Below are 17,957 nucleotides of genomic sequence, written 5' to 3' on the forward strand. Positions count from 1 at the left end.
CCTACTTATTTGGATACTTTGATATCTTTAAGTGAGCCGATAAGAGACTGACGTTCATTCCATGTCATCGCAGGCTGCTCATGTGGAAGCTCAATCATATCTATTGCCCCATCAACTGGGCATACGATCGAGCAGAGGTTACATCCAACACAATCATCTTCTCGGACTTGAAGAATCGGGTTACCGACTGGATCATTCAGCATATCAATACACTGATGCGATGTATCTTCACACGCAATATGGCATTTGTTACAGTTAATACACACATCATTATTAATTCTTGCAACCACTTTATAATTAAGATCAAGATTTCCCCAATCAGAAAAGGTTGGAACCGACTTTCCGATGATGTCCTGGACGGAGAGAATTCCGCGTTCATCAAGGTAAGTTAATAGACCATCAATAAGATCTTCCACAATGCGGAACCCATGGTGCATGGCAGCCGTGCAAATTTGAACGTTACTCGCACCCATCAGCATAAACTCAATCGCATTCTGCCAGTTTGATACCCCGCCCATCCCTGAGATCGGAACATTGATCCGGCTATTTCTTGCACATTCGCTAACCATATTAAGCGCAATAGGCTTTACAGCTGGCCCACAGTAGCCACCATGTGCACCTTTACCTCCCACATGTGGTATTGGTTGCCACGTATCAATATCAACACCTGCTAAACTATTAATCGTGTTAATCATGCTAACGGCATCTGCTCCGCCCCTTACGGCCGCTTCTGCGGTAGCGGTTATATCAGTTATATTTGGCGTTAGCTTTACTATTACTGGCGTCTCAGCCGCTTCTTTTGCCCAGTAAGTCTGTTTTTCTACTAGCTCAGGTACCTGTCCCGAGGCAGCACCCATTCCCCGCTCAGCCATCCCATGCGGACAACCGAAATTCAGCTCAAGGCCATCGACACCAGCGGCTTCAGTCTTTTTCACAATCTCATGCCACGCTTCTTGATTTGGTTCAACCATTAACGAAGCGACCACCGCATGATGTGGAAATCGTTTTTTTGTTTCATAAATTTCTTTTAAATTCACTTCTAGTGGTCGATCCGTTATAAGCTCAATATTGTTAAAACCCGCAACACGCTGTCTGTTGAAATGGACAGCTGCGTATCGCGATGATACGTTTAAAATAGGATCACCAAGCGTCTTCCAAACTGCTCCACCCCAACCAGCTTCGAAGGCGCGTTGCACCTGGTAGCCTGAGTTCGTTGGTGGTGCAGATGCGAGCCAGAATGGATTTGGTGAAGTAATTCCCGCAAGGTTTGTTCTGAGATCTGCCATCGTCATTCCCCTTTCTCCTGTTAAGCTGAATACGTCGCTTTCAAGCTTTCATGCAAATGGTATGCTGCCGTTTTCCCCTGTTGAGCAGCTGAAACAACCATCGCTTCTCCCTGGCCTTTACCGAAAATAACATCTCCGCATGCATATACTTTTGAATGAGACGTTTCCATTGTTTCTTTATTGATTAAAATGACACCGTCTTTGTGAGCAAGTCCTAGTCCCTCGATGAAAGGCAAGTGTCTTTTTTGTCCGATCGCTTTTACAACTGCATTACATTCGATTGTGAATTCCGATTCAGGTAGCGGCTCTGTTCTTCTTCTACCATCCGCTGCTGCATCCATCAGTTTCATTTTGACGCATTTAATACCCTTTACTTCGCCTTCCTCACCAGTAAGTATTTCAACAGGTTGTGTTAACCACCGAAACTCAACTCCATCTTGCTTTGCAAACTCATACTCAAAGTCATAAGCCGTCATCTCCTGCTCGGACCGTCGATAGAGAATTTTTACATTTTCCGCGCCAAGACGTGCTGAGCATGTTGCGCCATCAATCGCTGTATTTCCTGCTCCGATTACAACGACTTTCTTTCCTTTTAGTTCTGTAGGAAATGGGGCTGCTTTCGTCATTTTCACAAGCTCAATCGCGTCATAAACGCCTTCCGATTGTTCTCCAGGAATTTGCAGATCCGGCACACTTGCCATACCGATCGCTAAAATAACTCGATCATTTGTTGAAAGTAATTCATCAAATGAAATATCTTCCCCCACTCTCATTCCAGTTTTTATCGTGACACCGAGCTTTTCAACTTGCTCTACTTCCCAAAGGGATATGGACTTTGGTAATCGAAATGATACGATTCCATACGTGTCAAGACCACCCGCCTGTTTTTCTGCTTCGTAAATGGTTACGTTGTATCCAAGCAGCGCAAGCTCACGTGCTGCAGATAATCCCGCTGGGCCCCCACCAACGATCGCTACCTTTTTCCCATTCGGTTGTCCCTCTTTAAATAGAACCTGGTCATTTTTAATCGCCCAGTCCGTTGCATAGCGCTGAAGATTACCGATTAAAATTGGCTTTGTAGAATGGTTTAACACACACGCTCCCTCACAGAGCTCTTCAGTCGGACAAACCCTCGCGCAGCTTGCGCCTACTGGATTTGCCGTCATGATGGTTTTCGCTGAACCCTTCATATTTCCTGAAGCGATTTTTTTAATAAACGTTGGAATATCGATCCCCGTTGGACATGCTTTAATACATGGCGCGTCATAACAATAAAGACACCGCTGTGATTCTTGAAACGCTTCCTGATTTGTTAGAGATGGCACAACTTCTGTAAACCTTTTCTGCAGTTCTTTCTGGACAGATGATTCCATCGTACTCATATGCGTCCCCCCTGTTTTTAAATTAAAAAACAGGTGTATTCTCCCGCTACACCTGTTCCATATCCTTAAGGTAATAATGACGTCATTTCACCGTATGTTTCAGGACGTCGATCACGATAAAATTGCCACGTATCCCTAACTTCACGAATCAACTTCTTATTTACTTCTCCAATAATCACTTCATCCTGGTCACGCGAACCGATCGCGACAAAGTTACCCCGCGGATCGACAAGGTAAGACTGACCATAAAATTCCCCCATATTCCATGGACCTTCCGTACCTACCCGGTTTATTGCTCCAAGGTAGTATCCATTTGCAACCGCATGGGCAGGCTGCTCGAGCTTCCATAAATACTCGGACAATCCAGCAACCGTTGCAGAAGGATTAAACACGATCTCAGCACCATTTAAGCCGAGAAGTCTTGCCCCTTCTGGAAAATGGCGGTCATAACAGATGTAAACCCCGATTTTTCCAAAAGCAGTATCGAAAACGGGATATCCGAGGTTTCCTGGTTTAAAATAGTATTTCTCCCAAAATCCATGTCCGTTATCACCTACTGCTACATGCGGAATATGCTGCTTTCTGTACTTACCTAGATAAGAACCATCAGCGTCAATGACTGCAGCCGTGTTGTAATACGTCGCAATCCCTTCCCGCTCATAAATGGGAAGAACAATCACGATGCCTAATTCACGAGCGAGTGCCTGAAACCGCACTGTCGTCGGACCCTCTGGGATTTCCTCAGCAGCGTCATACCACTTCGTATTCTGCTCAGCACAGAAATAAGGGCCATAGAAAATCTCTTGAAGGCAAACAATCTGTGCTCCCTTTTCACTTGCCTCCTCGACAAGTTTGATATGCTTCTCAATCGCCTTTTCCTTATGAATCTCTACCGGATCAAGCCCGTCAACATCATTCTTTGCCTGAATTAACCCTATGGTAACCGTATCTGCCATATGTAAACCCTCCTCTAACACAATTAATTAACTGAATTTTCTTTCTAATAAAAGTGTAGAAGAATGCTATTCATGTTGCACTATACAAAATGTAAAATAGTTTCAATGAAAAGTAATCATAGTGTCGTTGTTATTAAAAGTAACGGTGGCCACTATGCCAATCAATTTTTTTCAAAATCACACTTTTCCAAAAAAAGGCAAGCACTCAAATCGAATGCTTGCCTTTCACTATTTATCTTAAAAACACGTGATTATCAATTATTGTTGTCACTTCTTTACTGCTGAGATAACTGCTTTGTGCTTTATCAGGATTATAGAAATAAAGTGATTCACGGTCATATCCTTGATAAGCCAACGCCTCTTGTACAGCACGTTTTGATTCTTCCCCAGCCGGTTGGTCGATCGTTCCATTTAACACCGGCGAGAATTGAATCCCTTCATGAATGACACCATGAATCGAGTCCGGGAAAATATCGCTTTCTACTCGGTTGAGAACGACTGTAGCGACAGCGACTTTACCTGCATAGCTTTCCCCTTTTGCTTCCGCTTCGACAAGGCGTGCGAGAAGGTCCTTCTCATACTTACTCGGTACGACAGGAAGCTGCAATTGTTCTCCAGGATGAATTTCAACGCTTGATTTATTATTCATGGCTTTTACTTGCTCTGTCGGCACATCGTATTTTGTAGCTATTTTATATAATGATTCGCCCTTTTGGACGGTATGTGTATCGTTATTAGCAGAGCCTTGCGTTGGAAAAGAGAAAGCTAGAACACAAAAAACTCCGACACCAGTCATCACCATTTTCTTGAACAATGAATCTACCTCCCAAAATTTTGATCATTTATAAAGTAACATAGGAGCCAAACCTATTTCACTATTAATTCTTTCCAGTGTTTCCAGAAGAAGAGGTTGAAAGTGCTCTTGGAAGAATTGAAATTCGAACATTTAGGCGATCACATTAGGTGGTACTGGGACAGTGTTCTGGATGTGGATTGTAGCAACCTTGGCGGAGCTACTGCATTTATTGAAAGTACATTAGCTCAAGTTTACAAAGTTAAGGGATCTAACGCATTTCGTGGTGGACCTGCTTATTATATTGAAAAAGGCCTTAAAGCAAGATGGTAAGGAATTATTATTGCGGTATTGATTGCGTTTACTTTTGGACTTATTTTTAATTCCGTGCAAAGTAACACAATCGCATTAGCATTCGAAAAGGCTTTCGGTATAAATCGATTAGTAATAGGGTTAATCATTACAGCACTTACAGGCTTAGTTATCTTTGGTGGCGTACAACGTATCGCAAATCTATCAAGTGTTATTGTTCCTGTGATGGCTATCCTTTATCTATTAATTGCTAAAGTCATGTTAATCATGAATATTACTGAATTGCCTTCAATTATTGCTCTAATCGTTGGACTTGCCTTTGGATTTGACCAGGCTCTCGGTGGAGCGATTATGAATGGTGTAAAACGAGGATTATTTTCTAATGAAGCTGGTATGGGTAGTGCACCAAACGCAGCAGCTACGTCTACCACTTCGGATCCGGCAAAACAGGGACTTATTCAATCATTGGTGAAACAAACCTTGAGTTTATTAAAGAAAGCAAGCCAACCTTATTGGTTTTCCGCCTCACTACAATGGCATTTGTATTAATTGGTTCCATTTCTAGCATAAGCCTTGTTTGGAAAATGGCTGATTTATTCATGGAGCTCATGACAGTCATTAACTTAATTCCAATTGGATTATTAGGTAAAGTAGCATTTAGTTGTATTAAAAGATTACGAAATGCAGCGTAAAGAAGGAAAAGAGCCAGTTTTTAGCCCAACTAAACTTGGGATTAAAGATACCGAAGCATGGGACAAAGAAGAAGCTCCAGTGAGTAATATAACCACCATCCGTTCCTATAAAAACCTCTTCCTGTGCTCCGGTGTAGGCATCATACATGACTCCTGTTTCCCAAACCACCTGTAACGTCTCTTAGCTACAGCATCATATAGTTTATCTCTCAACTGCCGGGGCAAAATCTTGAAAACTACTAAAAGCTGAAAAAAACCGCCCAATCGCTTTACTATATAAAGAGCTGCATCTGATTTCACCAATGCATTGCTGCCATTGATTACCACTACACTATCTGGAACATTATTCTTCATACCAACTTCGTTTAGAAGCCTCTTAGCTACTTCCGATTCCAATGCCGCAAAAGAAAACACTGCTTTCTTATCATATTTAAACATTAACTTCACAACACCATTACACAGATTACATACGCCATCAAAAAGGATCACGTTTACTTGTTGGCTATAATCCATTTTCTTTCACCTCCACCTATATTATGCTCACATTTTCACATGATAAGTATAGCATATCAAAGCTTGTCTCCATTCAGAATATGCTATAATTTCAGTGTTCATTAAACTACATAGCAAGGATGTTAGACCATGTATCCGACTAAGTCGATTCGAGAAAAATTGAAACTATTGATCATTATCTTATATCCGATTTTAATAACTCAGGTTGGCCTTTACTCCATGAATTTCGTTGATACGATTATGAGTGGAAGAGCTGGAGCCAATGATCTTGCTGGTGTTGCGATTGGATCAAGTTTCTGGGTACCAGTTTTTACTGGACTCAGTGGCATACTACTCGCGATTACACCGATCGTTTCGCAATATATCGGGGCAAAGCAAGAAGACAGGGTTTCTTTTTCTGTTCTCCAGGGTATTTACTTGTCCATTGCGCTTTCCATTAGTATTTTAATCGCTGGTAACCTGATATTGGATCCAATTTTAAACCTGATGGATTTGAATGAAAATGTGAGTCACATTGCTAAAGAATATCTCGTTGGTCTTTCCTATGGGATTATTCCGCTATTTATTTACTCTGTTCTTCGAAGTTTCATTGATGCACTTGGCGAAACAAGAACGACAATGCTTGTGACGTTATCCTCATTACCGATTAATGTTTTCTTCAACTATGTATTGATTTTTGGTAAATTTGGCTTTCCAGAATACGGTGGCGCTGGTGCCGGCTATGCCTCTGCGATCACTTATTGGTTTATCCTATTCATTGCTCTTATTGTAATTTTAAGAGTTCATCCTTTCAGAACATATGAGATCTTCAGACGTTTCTATGGTATCTCTTTCTCAACCTGGAAGGAACAGCTGAAAATTGGCGTTCCTATTGGCTTCTCTATTTTCATTGAAGTGAGTATTTTCGCTGCCGTAACGCTATTAATGAGTAGGTATACGACAGAGACAATAGCAGCCCACCAGGCAGCTATTAATTTCGCTTCACTTCTTTATATGATTCCGCTCAGTATTTCGATGGCGTTAACAATTGCGGTTGGTTTTGAAGTAGGCGGAGGGCGTTATCAGGATGCAAAGCAGTACAGCTATATGGGTATAGCGTTCGCAGTAGGTATGGCGCTATTGTCAGCTCTATGTTTGTTACTCTTCAATGATGTCGTTTCAAGCTGGTACACAAGCAATCAAGTTGTTTTTGAATTAACCAAAGTTTTTCTCATTTATGCGATCTTCTTCCAACTATCGGATGCGATCGCTGCGCCAATTCAGGGAGCACTTCGAGGTTATAAAGACGTAAATGTCACACTAGTGATGAGTGTAATCTCTTACTGGGTAATTGGACTTCCATCTGGGTTCTTGCTTGCCAAACACACTGCATTTGGACCTTACGGCTACTGGGTCGGGCTTAGTGCGGGACTTTTTGTGGCTGCTGTAACCCTCTTTATTAGACTTCGTTTTGTACAAAAAGCAAACGTTTCAGCTCACTAAAAAAGCGGACCCCGTTACCGGGATCCGCTTTTACTATTAGTTATACATTGCCTGTGCTTTTGCCTGTAACTCTGTGTTTTCAAGGTACTCATCATATGTTGCTTCTTTATCGATGATTCCTTTAGGTGTTACTTCAATCACTCTGTTAGCAATTGTTTGAATAAACTGGTGGTCATGAGACGTAAAGATCATTGCACCTTTAAAGTTTGTAAGTCCATTATTCAATGCTGTGATTGATTCAAGATCCAAGTGGTTGGTAGGATCATCAAGAACAAGCACGTTAGCACCGCTAAGCATCATTTTCGATAGCATACAGCGCACTTTCTCGCCTCCGGAAAGAACACTCGCTTTCTTCAATACTTCTTCACCAGAGAATAACATTCTTCCAAGGAAACCTCGCAGGAAGCTTTCACTTTGATCCTCAGGTGAATATTGACGAAGCCAGTTCACAAGGTTTGTATCAACCCCTTCGAAATACTCGGAGTTATCCTTAGGGAAGTATGCTTGAGAAGTTGTTACTCCCCACTTGAATGTACCACTATCGGCTTCCATTTCACCCATAAGGATTTTGATTAACGTTGTATTAGCAATCTCATTTTTACCAACGAGTGCTACTTTGTCATCTTTATTAAGCATAAAGCTGACATTATCAAGTACTTTTACTCCGTCGATTGTTTTCGTCAAGCCTTCAACGCGAAGCACATCATTTCCAATCTCGCGGTTCGGCGTAAATGCTACGTAAGGATATTTTCTTGAAGAAGGCCTGATGTCATCAAGTGTAATCTTATCAAGAAGTTTTTTACGTGAAGTTGCCTGTTTTGACTTCGATGCGTTCGCACTAAATCGCTGAATAAACGCCTGAAGTTCTTTAACCTTTTCCTCTTTCTTCTTGTTCGCATCTTCTTTCATTGTACGAGCAAGCTGGCTTGATTCATACCAGAAGTCATAGTTCCCTACATAGACTTGAATCTTACCGTAATCAAGGTCAGCCATGTGAGTACAAACTTTATTCAAGAAGTAACGGTCATGGGAAACGACAATAACAGTATTCTCGAAGTTAATAAGGAACTCTTCAAGCCACTTAATCGCATTAAGATCAAGGTTGTTTGTAGGCTCATCGAGCAACAGGATATCCGGTGTACCGAATAGTGCCTGTGCAAGAAGAACTTTTACTTTCTCAGAACCTGTTAGGTCAGAAAGTTTCTTATAATGAAGGTCTTCAGAAATGCCTAGTCCTTTCAAGAGGACAGCAGCATCTGACTCTGCTTCCCACCCGTTTAGGTCAGCGAATTCGCCTTCAAGTTCAGCAGCTTTCATGCCATCTTCATCAGAAAAATCTTCTTTCATATAGATTGCATTCTTCTCTTGCATCACCTCATAAAGACGTGCGTGCCCCATAATAACAGTGTTTAGTACTTCAAAATCTTCATACTCGAAGTGATTCTGTTTCAAAACTGCAAGACGTTCTCCAGGTCCCATGTGAACATCGCCTGTTTGCGGTTCAATTTCACCTGATAAAATCTTTAGGAAAGTTGACTTACCTGCACCGTTTGCACCGATTAGTCCGTAACAATTTCCCGGAGTGAATTTAATATTAACATCTTCAAAAAGCTTACGATCACCATATCGTAAGCCGACATCTGTAACTGTAATCATTTAGGTCATATTCCTCCATCTATCGTAATATAGTGCAAATTATAACATGTTCCGAACGGAATAGATATGAACCCTAAAGAACTTATTCATCAAAACGATATATCCAGAAAGATTCTTGCTTAATGAATGTCATAATTTCAGAATTCGGATCAAGTGAGCCGTCTTCAAGACGAGCTACCATCGCTTCTGTTTGAGAACGGTGTGCCTCAATTGTTTTGATTTTGGTTTCGAGAACGTCTGTTACATCAAATACTTTATCAGGTTTACCGAGCACAGCCTCGCGATCGGGCGTGATCGGCAGTGTATAAACTGTAGGACGTTTTTCTTTAGGTATACGTTTCACTGTCTCAATTACAGCTGCCGCACAAGCATCATGGTCAGGGTGGATACCGTAGCCCGGGTAGAACGTAATAATAAGTGACGGCTGTAACTCATCAATCAATTTTCCAATTGTCGAAACAAGCAATTCTGGATCTTCGAATTCGAGTGTTTTATCCCTAAAGCCTAGCATACGAAGATCATCTACTCCCATGACTTGACACGCATCTTTCAATTCTTTCCTTCTCACTTCAGGAAGCGTTTCTCGTGTTGCGAAAAACGGATTTCCCATATTACGTCCCATTTCTCCAAGAGTTGCACATGCATAGGTAACAGGAACACCTTCATTTACAAATTTCGTCATCACCCCCGCTGTTCCGAAAGCTTCATCGTCCGGATGTGGGAAGACTACGAGGACTTGTTTCTCCATAATGGTTTCCTCCTTAATCAAATGGCGTGTAGCTTAATTGAACAGCAACGGCAAGGCGTCCACTACTATCATGTCCGGCCATTAACAATCTACCATCATCTAATTGGTAGTCAGTAATTCCTTCAGCATACATCCAACCTTCATTTAATTTAAATCCAACTCGAAACGGGCCACTGCCAGCCATTTTCACGTTTGAAAATCGCAGGGAACCATTTCTTATGTAAGCTCCTACCGCAAGTTTTTCTTTATCCTGCGCGGCATATGCTCCGCTTGTTGTTTCAAGGTGAAAATACAAATCTTGGTTTTCAAACGTTTCAAGTATTTTTTGAACTTCTTCTATATGAATAGGCTTCATCTTTTTGCCCCCTTTTTCCATTGCCCTGGTAGCTAAAACTAGTATAGCCTATCTATCCGGTCGGGTAAAATGATTGGCGCTTGAGCGCCGGCTTCTGATTAGACAAGGTAGGTTTTTTTCCGTTATAGTTAACTGTTGAATAGAAGCGACTAATTGAAACTCGGAGGTATGACTCATGAAATTATATGAAACATTTGATATACCTGATAAAATTCAGGACCGTATTAAAGATCGTCGCGATGCGAACGACAATCCAGAGCATTACTTAATCGGCAATGAAGGCTATACTGCGCCTGATATGTCGATCGTTAAAGATGCTGTAACAGCATTAATTCTAGGAAAAAATGTTCTACTAAAAGGCCCAACCGGCGCAGGTAAAACAAAGCTTGCTGAATTAATCAGCTACTTCTTTAATCAACCTATGTATTCAATTAACTGCTCGGTTGATCTTGATGCAGAAGCCCTCCTTGGATATAAAACGCTCACATATGATGAGCACAACAATGCACATATTACATTTATACCGGGACCAGTTGAAAATGCCATGAAGAATGGTGAGCTTCTCTACATTGATGAAATTAATACAGCAAAAGCTGAAACACTTCCTATTTTAAATGGTGTGCTTGACTATAGACGTATGGTTTTAAATCCTTTCACAGGCGAAACGGTGCGGGCAAAAGAAAACTTCGGGGTAATTGCGGCAATCAATGAAGGCTATATCGGCACAGCCCCCTTGAATGAGGCGCTAAAAAACCGCTTTATTGTAATTGAAGTTCCATACTTACAGGGGCCTGCACTAAAGGAAATGCTGAACGAGCAATCATTACTCGATGAGTCTGATCAGCTTGATCAGTTCGTCACGTTATCAGCTGACCTTCAATCAAAAGTCAGAGACGGCCAGATCTCTGAAGAGGCCGCCTCCCCTCGCTCTCTTCTTGATGCATGTGATCTGACTACGTTTATGGAAGCGAGACGTGCGATTAAACGTGCGATTACAGACAAGCTTGAAGATGAACGGGAGAAAGCAGCGGTTGAAAACATTGCAGAAACGATCTTTGGTCGCGTTCAGGAGAAGGCATAAATGAAGTTTTTAAACTTTGCGGAGAATCAGACAGATCCGTTTCTTCACCTGAGCTTATCCGATCTGGCTGAAACATTAAGTAACACCGAATGTGAAGTTCAGTTTGCCTTTCACTCTTATTACAGACAATCAGAACAATTAATCACAGTAAGTCACTACTGGAATGATATTTTTGATGGTACGCAGTTTGACGGGATGAAAAGTGATATCTATTTACGAGCACTTGGGAACGTTCATTATACGAACTTCAGCGCAGTCGATCGGTACCTCTCTTCTCTCCGCTCGAGAAAATATCCGCTCCTTCGCAAGCAGTTGTTTGCGTTGCTTGAGGATATGAGACTTGAGACAATTTGCAAATCAAAACGACCGGGCATGAGCTATGCATTTGAGACAAGACGAGTTCTCTTCCAGAAAAGGTTTCGCGGACGGTTAGAAGTTCATAACCGACAGAATCAGGTGCTTGATACCTTATTCTGCGCTATCTATCTTCAAGCAATCGGAAAACCAGTAGCGCTTGGAGAAAGTTTAACCGCCTATAAACCTTATATTCGTCATTTAATTTCAGAAATTCGTAAGGCGAATTCGACTGAAGACGTTGCTGTTTTGACTAAATCTTTTTGTAACGTACTTAGTTTAGAACATGCTGATATGACTACAGAGTATTTAACAATTTACGGCACAGCGTCCAATCCTGCCTCAGTTGTTGAAGACGAACAAGCACGAGAGTTAAAAAGTGATGAAACAATGGAAACTTCAGATAAAGAAGATAAAGAAACATATGATGAAGAAATGAATACGTGGCATGAAGAGCAGGAGCAAGAAGGCTCTAACTTTCTTCAGTTTGATTTAGAAGAAGGTGCAAAATCAGATTTAATTGGTGAAGGTGAACGAAAAGAAGAATCCGGGGATCAAGCGTTTGTTAGTGTTCAGGGAGCTTCGAAACAATCAAAAGGCAGTCAATTTGATGAAGAAGCCATTCTAGAAAGCCGTGATACACAGGCCTTTGCGAGTGAACAGGATCCTTTTGGTGAAGCCAATCGAAATGTGAAAGAAGTGATTCGACACTCCGAGAAACCTTCGGGTAATGACCTGGAAGCCTATCGTACCGCAAAAACAGAAATTCAATATGCCGAAAAATCGCTTCGAACCGCTATTCAAAAAACGATTGAACAAAAACAAATTGCCCCAAGAGGCGATCTGCATTTCGGGCGTTTGAACCGGAAGCTGCTCAGGCTTTTAACAGATGAGAATCCACGATTGTTTTATAAGAAGAATGCCCCTAGTTCGAAGCTTGATGTGACTTTCTCACTACTCGTTGACTGCTCGGCATCGATGTATGACAAAATGGAAGAAACGAGACTTGGCATTACGCTTTTTCATGAAACATTAAAAGGGTTAGATATCAAGCATTCTATTACTGGTTTCTACGAAGATGCTTTTGATGCAGATGATGAGGAACAGCCAAATACCCTCTTCCAGGTTATAGATTATAATCGGTCAACCCTTCCAAGCGAAGGTGCAAAAATTATGCAGCTTGAACCAGAAGAAGATAATCGAGATGGCTATGCGATTCGGAAAGCGGCACAGGAGCTTACGGAACGAAATGAAAAGCATAAAATTCTGCTCGTCTTTACGGATGGTGAGCCATCCGCATATGATTATAGCGAAAACGGAATCATTGATACGCATGAAGCTGTGATTCAAACGAGGAAAAAGGGCTATGAAGTGATTGGTGTATTTTTATCAAACGGCGAACCGCAAGATAAGGAAAAGAATACAATGAGAAACATTTATGGGACTCAGAGTCTCGTTATTCCATCCGCTAACGAAATTCCTGCATATTTAACACCACTTCTAAAACGCCTCCTGCTACGATTTGTGTAAACTGACAGAAAACGCGTCCTTCAACGGACGCGTTTTCTATTTCACTCATTCGATTAACTTTCGATAAATACTTGTGAGCTCATTAAGACTCATTCTAACAAGGCCACTTGTAGATGGAGCAACAAAATCACGTACGCCATCTACATGATTTGTCGGTTGAAATCCCCATTCCGCCTTTCTTACTCCTGAAAATTTCTGATAAACCCCTTTCCCAACGAAACAGGTGATAAGTGGACGGTACATTTCAATCTTCTCACGCAGCCGTTTCCTCCCATGTGCATAATCTTCAGCGGTTAAATCAGCAGCCCCTCTTGTTGGCCTGTCAACAATATTCGTTAAACCGTAGCCGTACTCTAGTAATCTATGATCTTCTTCTGGAAGGAGCTTTTGATCAGTGAGTCCCGCTTCTTTTAAAACGGTGTAAAAACGATTCGTAGGGTTGGCATAATGATGACCTTCCTTCTCAGATTGAAGTCCTGGATTAAAACCTATAAATAGGATTTTCAGGTCCTTATCGAGATGATCTGGTATCATACTTTCTCCCTCCTAACATTCAAAGGTACCATAATGAAACTTAGCGGTCTTTCTCTTCTGCTGGACAAAACCATGTCGGTCAAAACGAGAGCTTTTCCAAAAATCTTTCAACAGCACCCGTTTCCTCGCAACTCTCTTCGCTTCGTTTATCATCTCCTCTGTTAAACTATCGTATAATGCAACCTGTTTAATCACGCTTACACCATGTGAATCCGGTATGGCGTCTTCAAACATCGGATCGAAATAGACAATATCAACCGAGTTATCAGGCAAATAGGGCAGTACTTCTTCGAAACGTTTCCTTTTAATAGATACCCGTCTCATAGCGGCATTAATCAGTTCGTTATGACTCTCCCAGGTTTTCAGACCTTCCTGAAGCAGAATCGCATGCTTCGACCCCTCCACTGCTTCTACACCCCCATTTACCCCTGTCACAAAACTCGCAACAATACTGTCCGAGCCTAGTCCCGCTGTACAGTCCAGCATGCACATTCCCTCAGTTAGGCCACTCACATCAATAAATGCATCATGGTGACCGTTTAGAAGAGATTTGCATCTGAACATTGCTGAGTTTGGATGAAAGAAAACAGGCTCTATAGAACTATCCGTATAGAGATAAAGTCGGTCAATGCCAGTCACGATTACCGGCTTCTTCCCAACCTCTAAGAGCTGTTGGATGGATCGCTTCTGTCTTGATATGTATGTGCCATTGTATAATTGTGCGAGTCTCATTGCTTCTTGAATAGAGTTCTCAGTAGGTCTTCCTGCTGTCGTAAAAATCATTTCACATTAACTCCTTTATCATCCTTTCATTATACCATGCGGCTACAAAGATGAACTCTCCTCACATCCAATAAAAGATCGAACTATAACATTGAAAAGGAGTAGCCGAATTGGCTACTCCTACACGTTTAAAGATTCGTTTTTATACCATTCAGCTGCTTTTAACGCTTCTGATCTTGTAAGCTGGTGTCCTGCTTTCTCCCAGTGAACCTGTACACTAGCACCTGCCACATCAAAAAGTTGTTCGAGTTCTTTTGTTTCCTCAGGAGAGCAAATCGGGTCATTCTCTCCTGCCCCGATGAAAATCGATACTTCTGAAAGATCAGGAAGCTCAAGCCCCCGTAGTGGAACCATCGGATGATGAAGGATCGCCGCTTTAAGAGCATTTTTATCATGAAAAAGTAAACTACCTGCGATATTTGCTCCGTTTGAATATCCAATGGCTACCACGTTGTCACGGTTAAACTTGTATTTTTCAGCCGCTTCACCGATAAATACATTTAATTCATGTGTGCGTGCCACAAGATCTTCTTCATCAAAAACCCCTTCAGCAAGACGTTTAAAGAAGCGTGGCATCCCATTATCAGATACATTTCCCCGGACACTCAAAATCGAGTTATTTGGAGCGATGAGCTCTGCTAGTGGAATAAGATCCTCTTCCGTACCACCTGTTCCGTGCAGGAGCAACAGAACAGGAAGATCTTCATTTCCCTGTTTAAATATATGTTTCATTATTTATCACCATCAAGTACTCTTGCATTTGCCGGCTCAAGTACACTCTCAATTTGTGGGCGCTTTTCCTCAAGCCATGGCGGTAGCAGGAGATTCTTACCCATATCATCAGGATCTTCATCTTTCCCGAAGCCTGGTGGGTCAGTTGCGATTTCAAACAGAATGCCTCCTTCTTCACGGAAATAAATCGCATTAAAATACTGACGATCTACTACCGGTGTCGGATTATATCCTTTATCTTCAAGCAGACTTCTCCATTCTTCATGATCTTCAAAATCATTTGCTCGAAAGGCGATGTGATGCACAGTGCCTGATCCCATTCGACCAGATGAAAGTGGTGTATCTTTCACATCGATCGTATTGCCAATCGAATCACTTGACTTAAAGCGAACAAAATCCTCTTCTTTTGCTACGCGAATGAAGCCAAGAATATTCTCAAGCACATTCATGGTGGACTCTGGCTGACCTGTTAATAGCGTCGCACCTGCAAAGCCTTTAATCGCATGCTTGGAATCTACACCGCCGAAGCTCCACGTGTTTCGTTCACCTTCTTCACGCTCAACAAGTTCAAGGTGCAAGCCGTGAGGGTCATCAAATGCAAGAACCTGCTCACCAAAACGTGTCATTTCACCATACTCGACGTTTAGTTTATTCAGACGTGTCTTCCAGAATGAAAAACTACCTTCTGGAATCACAAAGCTTGTCACACCAACCTGTCCAGATCCAATCGTACCATCTTGCGCGTTAGACCATGGGAAGAAGGTCATGATAGTGCCTGGTGCACCCTCTTCGTTTCCGAAATACAGGTGATATGTTCCTGGATCATCAAAATTTACGGTTTTCTTCACAAGACGAAGACCAAGTACTCCACTATAAAAGTCAACGTTTTCCTGAGGACTTCCTACAATTGCAGTTATATGATGTATTCCTGTCGTATGCTTCATAAGTTGCCATTCTCCTTTTTAATGTTACGTCCATTTTAGAAGGTTCCCTGAACGAATCAAATCTAATCTTAAAAAATACTTTTACTTCGAGATATTTGACTTAAGTGTAATGAACAGCTTTCAATCTGTCAAATGTTTTTGATTCTATATGTATAGGACAACCCCTGAATAAGACATTCTAGTTGTAAAGGAGTGATGTGATGCTAAGCGTATTTGAAGCTCTGTCATTAATGGTCAGCTTTTCTGCTCTAGTTCTCGCCATCATCCACACGAAGGATCGGTCATCATGACATGCTGAAAAGCACTCCGAATTCGGAGTGCTTTTCACATTTTGCTTGGTTAAGGCATGACAGTTTTGTTCATAAGATAGCGGTCCGTTTCACGCGCAACTCCCCGACCTTCATTAATGGCCCAAACAATCAGACTTTGCCCTCTGCGCACATCTCCAGCCGCGAAGACACCATCTACGTTTGTACGGTAATCTTCAAACTCAGCCTTTGCGCGCTTGCGATTGTCCTGCTCCACTTCGAAGTGTTCTAGAACACCTTCTTCAGGTCCAGTAAATCCGATTGCGATTAAAACGAGTTCAACCGGCCATACTTGTTCTGTCCCAGGCAGCTCTTTCATAAAAACATTGCCTTTTTTATCGACATGCTTTTCAATAGTTACGGTATGAAGTTCTTTGACATTGCCATTCTCATCTCCAACAAATTTCTTTGTCATGATGGAATATTGGCGCGGGTCTTCCCCATGCTCGGCCTGTGCTTCTTCATAGGCATAGTCCAAAGTAAACACTTTAGGAAATTCAGGCCAGGGGTTATCGATCATACGATCAGCCGTTAACTGTGGATGCTTCCCAAACTGATGAACACTTTTACATCCATGTCTAAGGGCAGTTGCTACACAGTCTGCTCCCGTATCACCACCACCGATGACGATGACATTTTTTCCTTCAGCAGATACATATTGCTTATCTTCAAGCTTTGAATCAAGCAAGCTCTTTGTGTTCTTTCTCAAGTAATCCATTGCATAATGTATGCCACCAAGTTTACGTCCTTCAATTGGAAGGTCACGGTGCTTTTGCGCACCCGTACAAAGAATAACAGCATCATGCTGATCGCGAAGCTCTACACGTGTGACATCCTTGCCAATTTCAGTATTGGTAACGAACGCAACACCTTCATCTTCTAATAGCTTCACACGACGTTCTACAAGCTCTTTATCAAGCTTCATGTTTGGAATACCATACATAAGCAAGCCACCAATACGATCGTCACGTTCAAATACGGTTACAGAATGACCTGCCTTGTTAAGCTGGTCAGCGGCAGCTAAGCCAGCAGGACCTGAGCCTACAATCGCGATCTTCTTCCCTGTACGATTCTTTGGTGGATTCGGTGTCATCCATCCCTCCGAAAATCCGCGGTCGATAATTTCTTTCTCAATGCTCTTAATCGCAACAGCATCATCTGGGATGGCAGCAACACATGCACCTTCACATGGTGCCGGGCATACTCTGCCGGTGAATTCAGGGAAGTTATTCGTTTTCAAAAGGCGATCAAGCGCGTCCTTCCATTTCCCCTGGTAAACTAGATGATTCCACTCTGGAATAAGGTTATAAAGCGGACATCCAGATGCACTTCCATTTAACTCGATACCTGAGTGACAGAAAGGGGTGCCGCAGTCCATGCAACGTGCCCCTTGCGTCTTTAACTTTTCCTCAGATTGAGGGAGCTGATACTCTTCCCAATCTTTTAAACGTTTCGTTAGATCTCGTTCACTTGTCTTTTCTCTAGGATAGTCTATAAAACCTGTCGGCTTACCCAA

General features: G+C 42.0%; 17 protein-coding genes and 1 pseudogene. 5 read left to right on the forward strand and 13 right to left on the reverse strand.

Annotated elements, in window-relative coordinates:
* Positions 1 to 5: 5 nt before the first annotated feature.
* The 4 genes from preA to ABFG93_RS01080 form a co-directional block, all read right to left on the reverse strand.
* Positions 6 to 1,286 (reverse strand): NAD-dependent dihydropyrimidine dehydrogenase subunit PreA, encoded by a 1,281-nt coding sequence (gene preA / locus ABFG93_RS01065; protein ID WP_347552718.1) that lies wholly within the window; start codon positions 1,284 to 1,286, stop codon positions 6 to 8.
* 20 nt (positions 1,287 to 1,306) lie between these two features.
* Positions 1,307 to 2,659 carry an NAD(P)-dependent oxidoreductase gene (locus tag ABFG93_RS01070; RefSeq protein WP_347552719.1) on the reverse strand — a complete coding sequence of 451 codons (1,353 nt, stop codon included), beginning with the start codon at positions 2,657 to 2,659 and terminating at the stop codon, positions 1,307 to 1,309.
* 74 nt (positions 2,660 to 2,733) lie between these two features.
* Positions 2,734 to 3,624, reverse strand: coding sequence for a nitrilase-related carbon-nitrogen hydrolase (locus ABFG93_RS01075; RefSeq protein WP_347550141.1), 891 nt, complete (start codon positions 3,622 to 3,624; stop codon positions 2,734 to 2,736).
* 232 nt (positions 3,625 to 3,856) lie between these two features.
* Positions 3,857 to 4,438, reverse strand: coding sequence for a cell wall hydrolase (locus tag ABFG93_RS01080; protein WP_347550142.1), 582 nt, complete (start codon positions 4,436 to 4,438; stop codon positions 3,857 to 3,859).
* 136 nt (positions 4,439 to 4,574) lie between these two features.
* On the opposite strand from ABFG93_RS01080, the pseudogene ABFG93_RS01085 reads away from it, so the two are divergent.
* Positions 4,575 to 5,596: pseudogene (locus tag ABFG93_RS01085) on the forward strand (alanine/glycine:cation symporter family protein); the annotation flags it as partial.
* Here the strand turns inward: ABFG93_RS01085 and ABFG93_RS01090 are convergent.
* Positions 5,527 to 5,934: a thiol-disulfide oxidoreductase DCC family protein gene (locus ABFG93_RS01090; protein ID WP_347550143.1), complete on the reverse strand. Its 408-nt coding sequence runs from the start codon at positions 5,932 to 5,934 to the stop codon at positions 5,527 to 5,529. The pseudogene ABFG93_RS01085 and the gene ABFG93_RS01090 overlap by 70 nt on opposite strands.
* Positions 5,935 to 6,063: 129 nt before the next feature.
* On the opposite strand from ABFG93_RS01090, the gene ABFG93_RS01095 reads away from it, so the two are divergent.
* On the forward strand, positions 6,064 to 7,416 hold the full coding sequence (locus ABFG93_RS01095) for an MATE family efflux transporter (RefSeq protein WP_347550144.1): 1,353 nt from the start codon (positions 6,064 to 6,066) through the stop codon (positions 7,414 to 7,416).
* A 36-nt stretch (positions 7,417 to 7,452) separates the two neighbouring features.
* Here the strand turns inward: ABFG93_RS01095 and ABFG93_RS01100 are convergent, their stop codons facing one another.
* The 3 genes from ABFG93_RS01100 to ABFG93_RS01110 all read right to left on the reverse strand — a co-directional run bounded on the left by ABFG93_RS01100 (position 7,453) and on the right by ABFG93_RS01110 (position 10,175).
* Complete coding sequence (locus ABFG93_RS01100) at positions 7,453 to 9,072, reverse strand: ABC-F family ATP-binding cassette domain-containing protein (RefSeq protein WP_347550145.1); 1,620 nt, start codon at positions 9,070 to 9,072, stop codon at positions 7,453 to 7,455.
* A gap of 82 nt (positions 9,073 to 9,154) precedes the next feature.
* Positions 9,155 to 9,823 (reverse strand): bacillithiol biosynthesis deacetylase BshB2, encoded by a 669-nt coding sequence (bshB2, locus tag ABFG93_RS01105; RefSeq protein ID WP_347552720.1) that lies wholly within the window; start codon positions 9,821 to 9,823, stop codon positions 9,155 to 9,157.
* Positions 9,824 to 9,833: 10 nt separating this feature from the next.
* Complete coding sequence (locus ABFG93_RS01110; RefSeq protein WP_347550146.1) at positions 9,834 to 10,175, reverse strand: YojF family protein; 342 nt, start codon at positions 10,173 to 10,175, stop codon at positions 9,834 to 9,836.
* A gap of 175 nt (positions 10,176 to 10,350) precedes the next feature.
* Between ABFG93_RS01110 and ABFG93_RS01115 the strand changes: the two genes are divergently transcribed.
* Together ABFG93_RS01115 and ABFG93_RS01120 are read left to right on the forward strand one after the other, a co-directional pair.
* Positions 10,351 to 11,256 (forward strand): ATP-binding protein, encoded by a 906-nt coding sequence (locus tag ABFG93_RS01115; RefSeq protein WP_347550147.1) that lies wholly within the window; start codon positions 10,351 to 10,353, stop codon positions 11,254 to 11,256.
* Positions 11,257 to 13,140, forward strand: a complete 1,884-nt coding sequence (locus ABFG93_RS01120; RefSeq protein WP_347550148.1) for a vWA domain-containing protein — start codon at positions 11,257 to 11,259, stop codon at positions 13,138 to 13,140.
* A gap of 45 nt (positions 13,141 to 13,185) precedes the next feature.
* Here the strand turns inward: ABFG93_RS01120 and ABFG93_RS01125 are convergent, their stop codons facing one another.
* From ABFG93_RS01125 to ABFG93_RS01140, 4 genes are all read right to left on the reverse strand, one after another.
* Positions 13,186 to 13,674, reverse strand: coding sequence for a mismatch-specific DNA-glycosylase (locus ABFG93_RS01125; protein WP_347550149.1), 489 nt, complete (start codon positions 13,672 to 13,674; stop codon positions 13,186 to 13,188).
* A 12-nt stretch (positions 13,675 to 13,686) separates the two neighbouring features.
* Positions 13,687 to 14,457 carry a class I SAM-dependent methyltransferase gene (locus ABFG93_RS01130; protein WP_347550150.1) on the reverse strand — a complete coding sequence of 257 codons (771 nt, stop codon included), beginning with the start codon at positions 14,455 to 14,457 and terminating at the stop codon, positions 13,687 to 13,689.
* Positions 14,458 to 14,577: 120 nt separating this feature from the next.
* Entirely contained in the window at positions 14,578 to 15,189 is a 612-nt protein-coding gene (locus ABFG93_RS01135) for an alpha/beta hydrolase (protein WP_347550151.1), read from the reverse strand.
* Complete coding sequence (locus tag ABFG93_RS01140) at positions 15,189 to 16,133, reverse strand: ring-cleaving dioxygenase (protein ID WP_347550152.1); 945 nt, start codon at positions 16,131 to 16,133, stop codon at positions 15,189 to 15,191. The genes ABFG93_RS01135 and ABFG93_RS01140 overlap by 1 nt, the downstream gene beginning before the upstream one ends.
* Before the next feature lie 200 nt (positions 16,134 to 16,333).
* On the opposite strand from ABFG93_RS01140, the gene ABFG93_RS01145 reads away from it, so the two are divergent.
* Positions 16,334 to 16,423: a putative holin-like toxin gene (locus ABFG93_RS01145; RefSeq protein ID WP_224880206.1), complete on the forward strand. Its 90-nt coding sequence runs from the start codon at positions 16,334 to 16,336 to the stop codon at positions 16,421 to 16,423.
* Positions 16,424 to 16,472: 49 nt separating this feature from the next.
* Here ABFG93_RS01145 and ABFG93_RS01150 read toward each other — a convergent pair whose 3' ends face one another.
* On the reverse strand, positions 16,473 to 17,957 hold the full coding sequence (locus ABFG93_RS01150; RefSeq protein ID WP_347550153.1) for a glutamate synthase subunit beta: 1,485 nt from the start codon (positions 17,955 to 17,957) through the stop codon (positions 16,473 to 16,475).

The sequence above is a fragment of the Pseudalkalibacillus hwajinpoensis genome (assembly GCF_039851965.1).
Classification (GTDB): Bacteria; Bacillota; Bacilli; order Bacillales; family Guptibacillaceae; genus Guptibacillus; species Guptibacillus hwajinpoensis_E.

What these genes read in the sequence shown, in the direction of transcription:
- ABFG93_RS01120 (WP_347550148.1), top strand. Translation starts at nt 11,257, where the DNA reads ATGAAGTTTTTAAACTTTGCGGAGAATCAGACAGATCCGTTTCTTCAC.
- ABFG93_RS01115 (WP_347550147.1), top strand. Translation starts at nt 10,351, where the DNA reads ATGAAATTATATGAAACATTTGATATACCTGATAAAATTCAGGACCGT.
- ABFG93_RS01145 (WP_224880206.1), top strand. Translation starts at nt 16,334, where the DNA reads ATGCTAAGCGTATTTGAAGCTCTGTCATTAATGGTCAGCTTTTCTGCT.
- ABFG93_RS01135 (WP_347550151.1), bottom strand. Translation starts at nt 15,189, where the DNA reads ATGAAACATATATTTAAACAGGGAAATGAAGATCTTCCTGTTCTGTTG.
- ABFG93_RS01070 (WP_347552719.1), bottom strand. Translation starts at nt 2,659, where the DNA reads ATGGAATCATCTGTCCAGAAAGAACTGCAGAAAAGGTTTACAGAAGTT.
- preA (WP_347552718.1), bottom strand. Translation starts at nt 1,286, where the DNA reads ATGGCAGATCTCAGAACAAACCTTGCGGGAATTACTTCACCAAATCCA.
- ABFG93_RS01090 (WP_347550143.1), bottom strand. Translation starts at nt 5,934, where the DNA reads ATGGATTATAGCCAACAAGTAAACGTGATCCTTTTTGATGGCGTATGT.
- ABFG93_RS01095 (WP_347550144.1), top strand. Translation starts at nt 6,064, where the DNA reads ATGTATCCGACTAAGTCGATTCGAGAAAAATTGAAACTATTGATCATT.
- ABFG93_RS01100 (WP_347550145.1), bottom strand. Translation starts at nt 9,072, where the DNA reads ATGATTACAGTTACAGATGTCGGCTTACGATATGGTGATCGTAAGCTT.
- ABFG93_RS01075 (WP_347550141.1), bottom strand. Translation starts at nt 3,624, where the DNA reads ATGGCAGATACGGTTACCATAGGGTTAATTCAGGCAAAGAATGATGTT.
- ABFG93_RS01140 (WP_347550152.1), bottom strand. Translation starts at nt 16,133, where the DNA reads ATGAAGCATACGACAGGAATACATCATATAACTGCAATTGTAGGAAGT.
- ABFG93_RS01130 (WP_347550150.1), bottom strand. Translation starts at nt 14,457, where the DNA reads ATGATTTTTACGACAGCAGGAAGACCTACTGAGAACTCTATTCAAGAA.
- ABFG93_RS01125 (WP_347550149.1), bottom strand. Translation starts at nt 13,674, where the DNA reads ATGATACCAGATCATCTCGATAAGGACCTGAAAATCCTATTTATAGGT.
- ABFG93_RS01110 (WP_347550146.1), bottom strand. Translation starts at nt 10,175, where the DNA reads ATGAAGCCTATTCATATAGAAGAAGTTCAAAAAATACTTGAAACGTTT.